The following is an 8,331-nucleotide window of genomic DNA, read 5'->3' on the forward strand; positions in this document are numbered from 1 at the left end:
TCAGTTTTCAATGAGCTTCGCTGCCATAAGTGACAACTTCTATATACTAGCATGGGTTAGACTTTTTGTCAAACCTTTTTAAAAAGTTTTTTTTAACTTTTTTTCTTTCGTTTCGGTCGTTCGTGACGACAAGAAATAATATAACATGGGTTGTCTTCTTAAGTCAAGGGCTTTTCAAATTTTTTTCACCTTTTTTCTTATCACTTTGTTATAATATTAATTACTTCATATAAGAGGAGCTTTCTTATGAATAAAATTATTGAGTTTACAATCGAAGATTTGCCATTACTTTGGGAATCGACCGTGGGGCTCGAACGAGAAACCGTTCGAATCAATTTCAACGGATCAATTAGTGAGAGTGACCATCCTCATGATTGGGGAAACCGTTCCTTCCACCCTTATCTTCAAACTGATTTTTCTGAAAGTCAATTAGAGTTAATTACTCCACCCTTTTCTACTAATGAAGAGGTAATCAATTGGTTAGCTGGTCTTCACCAGATAACACAGCATAGAATTTCAAATTCGAAGCCAGCAGAAATGCTTTGGCCTTATAGTATGCCACCTCAATTATCTAATATTAATCAAATTCGAAGCGCTGAATTAGATAATAAAGATGACTATAATTATCGTAAATATCTTATTTCATACTACGGCAAAAAAGTTCAACTACTATCAGGCATCCATTATAACTTTCAAATTAATGATCAGCTTTTAAATCAAAAACTGAATTCCTCAAAATCAAAATATATCTCCAATCGAAATAAGGTTTACATGGACTTGACACGTAAATATCTTTACTACCGCTGGGTATTAACTTATCTTTTAGGGGCCACCCCTTATTTTTCAGATGATTACGAGACTGTTTTATACGGCAAACCCCACAAAACAGTTATGAAATCAGTTCGCCAAAGTCGCTATGGCTACAGGAATAGTAAAAACGTTTCAGTTTCCTATAATAATTTTCAAACATATGTCACAGATATTGAAGATCTCATTTTTCAGGGGATTCTACATTTTGAGAAGGAGCTCTACCGAGATGTTAGAATGCGGGGGGCTAAACCTAATCGCGCAATGCTCAAGGAGGGCATTTCTTATTTAGAATTTAGAAATTTTGATCTTAATCCTTTTCAACCATTTGGAATCAGTTTGGAAGACCTCGATTTTGTAAAAGTATGGATTCTTGCTCTTCTTCTTCACCAACAGTCAATTAGCGAAGAAGAAATTAATCTAGCCAATGAACGTAACCAAAATACAGCAGAATCTAACCCTATCGATCCATTAATCAATAAAGAACTTATTAAGTCTTTCTCATATACCTTACAAACTGTTGCAGAAAACCTAGATGCTCATTACTATCCCGACTCTTATTTAGGCCAGCTTGTTGCTAAAAAGTTTATGCAAATAGAGCAACCCTCCCAAACGCTTGCAGGCCAAATCACTAGTCAATATACCGACTTTAAAGACCTTTCCCAGGGCTTGCTTAAACTTAGCCAAATTTTTCAAAGACAGTCTTTAAAAAACAAATATCTCCTTCATGGTTTTGAGAAGTTAGAACTTTCGACACAAGCCTTAATAAAAAAAGCGATAGAGCTTGGTATTCAAGTTACCATCGTTGATATTGAAGATAACTTAATTGAGCTTCAATTCAATGAGCATACAGAATTAATCAAAAGTGCTAATATGACTTCCTTAGACAGCCAGGTTTCATACTTCTTAATGGATAACAAATCAGCTACTAAATTGGTTCTTGATAGAGAAAAAATTCAAACACCTAAAGGGAGAAAATTCAATGATTTAGATCAAGCAATCAATTATTATTCTCTATTAGACAAATCTGCAATCGTAATTAAACCGCAAAATACTAACTATGGTTTGGGAATTACTATCTTCGAAAATTTTCCAGAAAAAGAAACCTATACAAAAGCTATGAAGGAAGCTTTCAAACACGATCATACGGTATTAGTTGAAGAATTTATTGAAGGGATTGAATTAAGATTTTATGTGCAAAATCAAAAAGTTTTAGCAGTTTGTGAAAGACAAGCCGCTCATATTATTGGCGATGGCCAGCACACTGTTGAACAGTTAATCGATCTCGAAAATAACCATCCATTCAGAGGGCCTAGACATCTAGCTCCTCTTACCTTATTAGAAAAAGGTGAAATAGAAAGAATAACTCTTGCTGAACAAAACTATTCTCTGCAATCAATTCCCGTTAATGGTAAAAAAGTCTACTTAAGAAAAAATTCTAATGTTTCTTCCGGAGGAATTGCCATCGATCGAACCGATCAAGTTCATTCAGATTTTATTAAAATTGCTGAAAGAACAGCTGCAGCTATGAAATCCACTTTCTGTGGAGTAGATATCATTATCAAGAACTATCAAGAGCCTCTATCTAACTCCAATTCTTACGCTGTGCTAGAGGCTAACTACAATCCAATGATGAGTTTGCACCTTTTTCCTGCTATCGGACATTCACAACCCCTAGCTGAACGAGCGCTTGAAGCCTTATTTCCTGAACTGAATTAATGAATTAAACCCCCTTAGGTATCAAACTTCTGATGCTTAAGGGGATTAATAAAGTTAATTTTTATGCGTTATCTTTAATTTGCTTGATTGTCTCTGCATTCAACTCTTTCACTACTGCTGTTACTAATTTGACCATATTTAAGTAGTCATCTTCGTGAATAACAGAAGTATGTGAATGTAAGTAGCGAACTGGAACAGTAATCGCAATAGAAGGAATACCATTTAATGCTAGGTGTTGTGAACCAGCATCGGTTCCACCACCAGGAATAAATTCGAATTGATAAGGAATGTTCTCTCTATCAGCCACTTCTACTACAAATTCACGTAAGCCACGGTGAGCTATCATTGAGCTATCATAAACAATGATTTGAGGTCCCTTTCCTAATTTACTTGCAGATTCATCTTTAGTCATACCAGGTGTGTCACCCGCTGTACCAGTATCTAGAGCAAATGAAATATCAGGATTAAGCATATGTGCAGCAACTCTAGCTCCGCGTAGACCAACTTCTTCTTGAACATTAGCCCCAGAGAATAGAACCGTTTCATGTCCTTCTTTAGCTAAATTCTTCAATACATCAATTGCAACAGCTATACCGATACGGTTATCCCAAGCTTTACCTAAAAGGAATTTAGTGCCATTCATACGACGTGTTTCGATGTACGGAGTGATCATATCGCCAGGGCGAATACCCCATTCCATGACTTCATCTTTAGAAGAAGCACCTAGGTCAATAAAGATATCTTTAAATTCCATTGGCTTTTTACGAGCTTCTGCAGTTAGTACATGTGGAGGTTTAGATCCTGTAACACCATGGAATGTCTTACCTTCTCTTGTAGTTACTGTTACTTGTTGTGCTAAGACAACTTGACTCCACCAACCACCAATGGTAACGAACTTAAGAAATCCTTCATCGGTGATTTCTTTAACCATAAAGCCAACTTCGTCTAGGTGAGCAGCTAACATAACGCGTGGTCCATCCGCATTGCCTGTATGCTTAGCAAAAATACCACCCAAACCATCTTGCAGATATTCTTCTGCTTGGTCTTTAGTTTCTTCTTTAAACAATTCGCGAACATAACGTTCATTGCCACCGATCCCGTTAACTTCTGTTAGACGTTTAAGATATTCTTCATTTACTGACATCATTCATCCTGCTTTCTTAATAAGTATTTGTATTAATTTTAACAAAGAATTCGTTTTCAATCAAAGAAATTCTTTCTTACTTTAAAGAGGCTTTCTTTTATCGGACTTCTTTTTTAATTTCTTTAACCAAATAGGGACATAAAAGTGAATTATAGCTAAAATTAGTATTAACCAAGCACACGAAACCCACAGTAGTGTTAAGGATAAACCCACTTTAACTAGCATTCCTAAACAAAAAGCAAGCATCATCATTACCAAAATTGAAGCTAACATCCTCTGAAAAGCATTCTTTTTCAAATGTAAATCTTGAGTAGGATAAAGTAATTGAAAAGGCAAATTATTCCCTAGTAAGTAAATCGGTAAAATTTGAATAAGCGCGAGCCAAAAACCAATTCCCCCTATTAAGGTTAAAGCCAACCAATTATCAGGCAATAAGAAAATGATAATCAGAATAAACACTGTAATACGAAGCCATATACCTGAATAACCTTCATGTCGAGTAATCATTCGAGCAAAGAAATAGCTATATCGATTAGCCTTTTTCCCTTGAATCAAGTTCATCAAAGGATACAACCATTTCCGTTCCTTAATGGGAGTTTTTACTTGTGGAACATCTGCAAATAGAGAAATCAGCTTATAAAAACGCGATTTATTAGCATGAGACTGGTTAATAATGAACTCAAAATCGACAAGGTTTTTAGCTAATATACGATAACGCCAATATACAATCATTAAATATAGTCCGCTTACAACTAACATCATTAAAAATGGATAGAAATCGGGTAAATAAAAGCTTATCGTTATAAAAAATCCAGTAAAATAGTTGAGTGTTTTTACGGAATTTCTAGATAAAAAATTGTTATTTTGATAATAAAGATTTAGGTATTGATTGATCACAGCTAAAAATTTCAAAGTTGCATAAATAAAACAGAAGAAAACAGCATTATTTTGATTCCAATCACTCACAATTGAGATTAACGGATAGAAAAGAAAGCTAATTAAAAGAGCTAGGCTTACTTGAGAAAGCGAGGTGTAGATAAAAGCTTTTCGCCAATATTTAAACCAATCCTCGCCTCTAGGAAATAAATAGGATCGGTCAGCCTCATGATTTAACCATAAAGGGTGCCCGAAGTTTAAAATTACTGTAAGAAAAAAAGCTATCATCAAAGGAATCATCCATATGAAAGCAAAATAGGAACCTTGGTTTAATCTTTCAAGTAGATCTCTATAAGTCAAAGCTAGAAAACCCATCAGTACGAAAAGCACTATAGAGAAATGATCATTAAAAATTAATCGCCCATATTTCCCAACTTCCTTCAATAATTGATTAGCTCTTTTATTAAATAAATGATCCAAATTAATCATTAACTTCACCTGTCTTAGTCATGGTCATATAGATATCGTTTAAGTTCGCTTTTTGGAGGTTATAGATAGCCTGCAACTGGTTTAAGTCTCCTTGAGCTACAAGTTGACCTTTTTGAAGCAAAAGAAAAGAATCACATAAGTCCTCAGCAATCGCTAAAATGTGTGTTGTAAATATAATTGAGCGACCAGAAACTGCGCTCTTCTTCAATAAATCTGTGAATTGTTGAATAGCTAGCGGATCTAATCCTAAGAATGGTTCATCAATAATTAATAATTGAGCATCCGTAACTAGAGCACAAATAATCATTACTTTTTGCTTCATTCCTTTAGAAAAGTGAGTGGGGAACCACTCTAATTTTTTTTCTAGGCGAAATTTCTTTAAAAGAGGTTGGGCTCTTTGCATGACTGTTTTCATCGGAATTTGATACCCAAGAGCTGTCATTTCTAAGTGCTCCTTCAAAGTTAATTCTTCGTACAAAATAGGCGTTTCAGGAATATAAGCAATTTGACTAGCATACTTCTGGTGGTCTTCTGCAATTGAGATGCCGTCAATCAGCACTTGCCCTGACTGGTTAGGTAAAAGGCCTAAAATAGTTTTCAAGAGCGTTGATTTTCCTGCACCATTTAAACCAACTAATCCAACTATTTCGCCTGAGTGAATTTCAAAATTTACATTATTAATGACCGGAACATTGCGATAACCGCTTGTTAGATTTTCAACTACTAATTTCATTTATTCTCCTCTAATCTTTAATAATCGGATCATTTAGAATAATTTCCCAAACTTTTCTTGCTAGATCAATTTTTTCCATTTTAGGTAAGTTCACAACTTGCCCTTTTTCGTTTAAAAGAGTCACTTGATTGTTTTTTGAATTAAAACCAATGTCTTTCTGAGAAACATCATTCGCGATAATCCAATCTATTCTTTTTGACTTTAACTTTCTTTGAGCATATTCGATTAAATTTTGAGTCTCCGCAGCAAAGCCAACTAAAACTTGCTGCTTTTTATTTTGTCCTAATTCCGCTAAAATATCTGGGTTTTCGATAAGTTCCCACAGGATTTTCTCATTCTCTTGATCCTTTTTCTTAATTTTATGTTCAGCTTGATCCATCATTCTGAAGTCACTCACCGCAGCTGCCATAATAACGTAATCCGTTTGCGCATAGCGCTCATTGATTTCTTTTTGCATTTGAAGCGCTGATTCCACTAAAATCAAGTCCATATTATCCATCATTGGAAAATGATCTTTAGTGGAAATGAAAGAGACTTCTGCTCCCAAAAAACTCGCAATTTTAGCCATAGCATATCCCATCTTGCCGGAAGAATCATTGGAAATGTAGCGAACAGGATCGATTCTTTCTCTCGTTCCACCTGCTGTTACAATCACTTTTTTATTCTCTAATAATTGAGGGTAAAAATGTTTGGCTGCTATACTTTCAAGCTTTTCAACAATCTGAGTAATAGCTGGTAATCGCCCTTTGCCTTCATAACCTTCTGCCAAAAAGCCTGTATCCGGTTCTAACAAGTAGTAACCATCTTTCTTTAGACGTTTTAGGTTTCTTTGAGTGGCAGGATGCTGATACATGTTTGTGTTCATCGCCGGACATAAAAGACAAGGACAAGCAACAGCTAATAGTGTTGTAGAAGCTATTTCATCTGCTATGCCGTTGGATAATTTTCCAATAATATTAGCCGTTGCTGGGGCCACCACTACAAGATCACACCAATCAGCAAACTCAATGTGCTGAACGTGTTCAGTATCATTTTCACTAAAAGTATCTATCAAAACTTCATGGCGCGAAAGCACTTGTAGAGTTAGCGGAGTGATAAACTCACTTGCTGACTTTGTCATTATAACACGCACTATTGCCCCAGCTTTAACAAGTTGTCGCACTAATTCAGTCGCTTTATAGGCAGCAATTCCACCTGTGACAACGACACCAATTTTTTTCCTTAATAAAACCATTCTAGAGCTCCTATCTATTTTATAATCTAAAAACCTGTTAACTACTGTTCAAGTAACTATCTTTCCTTGTTAAACTATATAAAAAAATAAAGGAGATTCCTTTGTTACCTGAAATAAATTTAATTAATCTTGGTGAAAACAACTACTCTATTGAATTTACTTGCTTGTATAAACATCAACAAAAAGATGGTCGGCCCTTTTTAACGGATAGAGCACTCATGCAAAATGATAGCATGGCCTTCCCTTAACAGAAAAAATTGAGGTAAGCAATCATTTGCATTACACAGACCACATTAAAAATGAACAACAAGCAGAAATATTGGCCTTTGACAGCCCTCGTTTCTTCTCTTTTACTTGGAACGTGGGTTTCATTAAGATGGAATTGTCATCGACAAATCATTCAAAAACTTATCTCGCCTTTCAATATTGGGTGCTACTTATTACAGAACAATCGCATCACGAGCTTAGCGAATGGATTTTAAACTTAGAACTTTTAGAAGCTCTCTTGGACGATAAGGAAACCATTGATAAAAAGGGGCGTTACTATCAAATTGACCAGTATGTTAAGAAGATAATTAAGGACTACATTTAATAATTTGCGCGTTCTCCACCAATTAATTTTGGCCGCGATGATAGTCCATTTACCCTGGCAAACCCTAGTTGGTTGTGTTTAAAACGAACAGGAATTTGAACATGTTTTATATGCATACCGATATGTGTATCCCCAATATCTATACCTGCACTTGCTTGAACATGCTCTACCATGACTGGATCCTTGAATAACTGATAGGCCGCTACGGCTGCTCCTCCTCCCGCATGCAAAGCAGGGACTACTGAGACAATTTCTAAGCCATACTTTTTAGCAGCTTGACGTTCTATCACTAGACTGCGATTAATATGCTCACAGCCTTGAACCGCAAGAAAGAGTCCCATTTTGCTTGTAGTTTTGATTAAAGCATTGACTAATAGTTTCCCGTACTCTGGACGAGATGCCTTCCCAATTTTTCCACCTGCCATTTCAGATGTTGAGCAACCTAAAACAAAAATATCCTGAGAATCTACTTTCCCCTGGAATAAATCCTCTATTTCTCCCATTAGACGATCGATTTCTAACTCGATTTCCATACTTTTCACCTTCTTTGTTTTCTTTCATTTTACCACATATGATTGCAAATAAAAAAGCGCACCCAAGGTGCGCCCAGACTGAAGACAAACCCTTCTTTGAGGATGACTCATACAGGGTTTGTCTTTGTTTCTGCCCAAATTTCCTTAATAAATAAAAAAAGCGAAGCCTTTTTAGCTTCTCATCTCCAATATGTTTGCCAATTT

7 protein-coding genes are annotated in these 8,331 nt (G+C 35.6%); 2 read left to right on the forward strand and 5 right to left on the reverse strand.

Features of this window, described 5'->3' with window-relative positions; translation table 11 throughout:
• Positions 1-246: 246 nt before the first annotated feature.
• On the forward strand, positions 247-2,526 hold the full coding sequence (gshAB, locus tag ACQV2R_RS08185) for a bifunctional glutamate--cysteine ligase GshA/glutathione synthetase GshB (RefSeq protein ID WP_428874194.1): 2,280 nt from the start codon (positions 247-249) through the stop codon (positions 2,524-2,526).
• Positions 2,527-2,587: 61 nt separating this feature from the next.
• Here gshAB and ACQV2R_RS08190 read toward each other — a convergent pair whose 3' ends face one another.
• The 4 genes from ACQV2R_RS08190 to coaBC all read right to left on the reverse strand — a co-directional run bounded on the left by ACQV2R_RS08190 (position 2,588) and on the right by coaBC (position 7,002).
• Positions 2,588-3,673 (reverse strand): M42 family metallopeptidase, encoded by a 1,086-nt coding sequence (locus tag ACQV2R_RS08190; protein WP_428874193.1) that lies wholly within the window; start codon positions 3,671-3,673, stop codon positions 2,588-2,590.
• Between the two features lie 78 nt (positions 3,674-3,751).
• Positions 3,752-5,035, reverse strand: a complete 1,284-nt coding sequence (locus tag ACQV2R_RS08195; RefSeq protein WP_428875526.1) for an ABC transporter permease — start codon at positions 5,033-5,035, stop codon at positions 3,752-3,754.
• Positions 5,028-5,768 (reverse strand): ABC transporter ATP-binding protein, encoded by a 741-nt coding sequence (locus tag ACQV2R_RS08200; protein ID WP_428874191.1) that lies wholly within the window; start codon positions 5,766-5,768, stop codon positions 5,028-5,030. The genes ACQV2R_RS08195 and ACQV2R_RS08200 overlap by 8 nt, the downstream gene beginning before the upstream one ends.
• A gap of 10 nt (positions 5,769-5,778) precedes the next feature.
• Positions 5,779-7,002, reverse strand: coding sequence for a bifunctional phosphopantothenoylcysteine decarboxylase/phosphopantothenate--cysteine ligase CoaBC (gene coaBC / locus ACQV2R_RS08205; RefSeq protein ID WP_428874190.1), 1,224 nt, complete (start codon positions 7,000-7,002; stop codon positions 5,779-5,781).
• A 274-nt stretch (positions 7,003-7,276) separates the two neighbouring features.
• On the opposite strand from coaBC, the gene ACQV2R_RS08210 reads away from it, so the two are divergent.
• Positions 7,277-7,594, forward strand: a complete 318-nt coding sequence (locus ACQV2R_RS08210; protein WP_428876086.1) for a hypothetical protein — start codon at positions 7,277-7,279, stop codon at positions 7,592-7,594.
• Here ACQV2R_RS08210 and ACQV2R_RS08215 read toward each other — a convergent pair.
• Positions 7,591-8,127, reverse strand: a complete 537-nt coding sequence (locus ACQV2R_RS08215) for a TIGR01440 family protein (RefSeq protein WP_428875523.1) — start codon at positions 8,125-8,127, stop codon at positions 7,591-7,593. The genes ACQV2R_RS08210 and ACQV2R_RS08215 overlap by 4 nt on opposite strands.
• Between the last annotated feature and the right edge of the window lie 204 nt (positions 8,128-8,331).

This window comes from Facklamia sp. P12937 (assembly GCF_050409505.1).
Classification (GTDB): Bacteria; Bacillota; Bacilli; order Lactobacillales; family Aerococcaceae; genus Facklamia.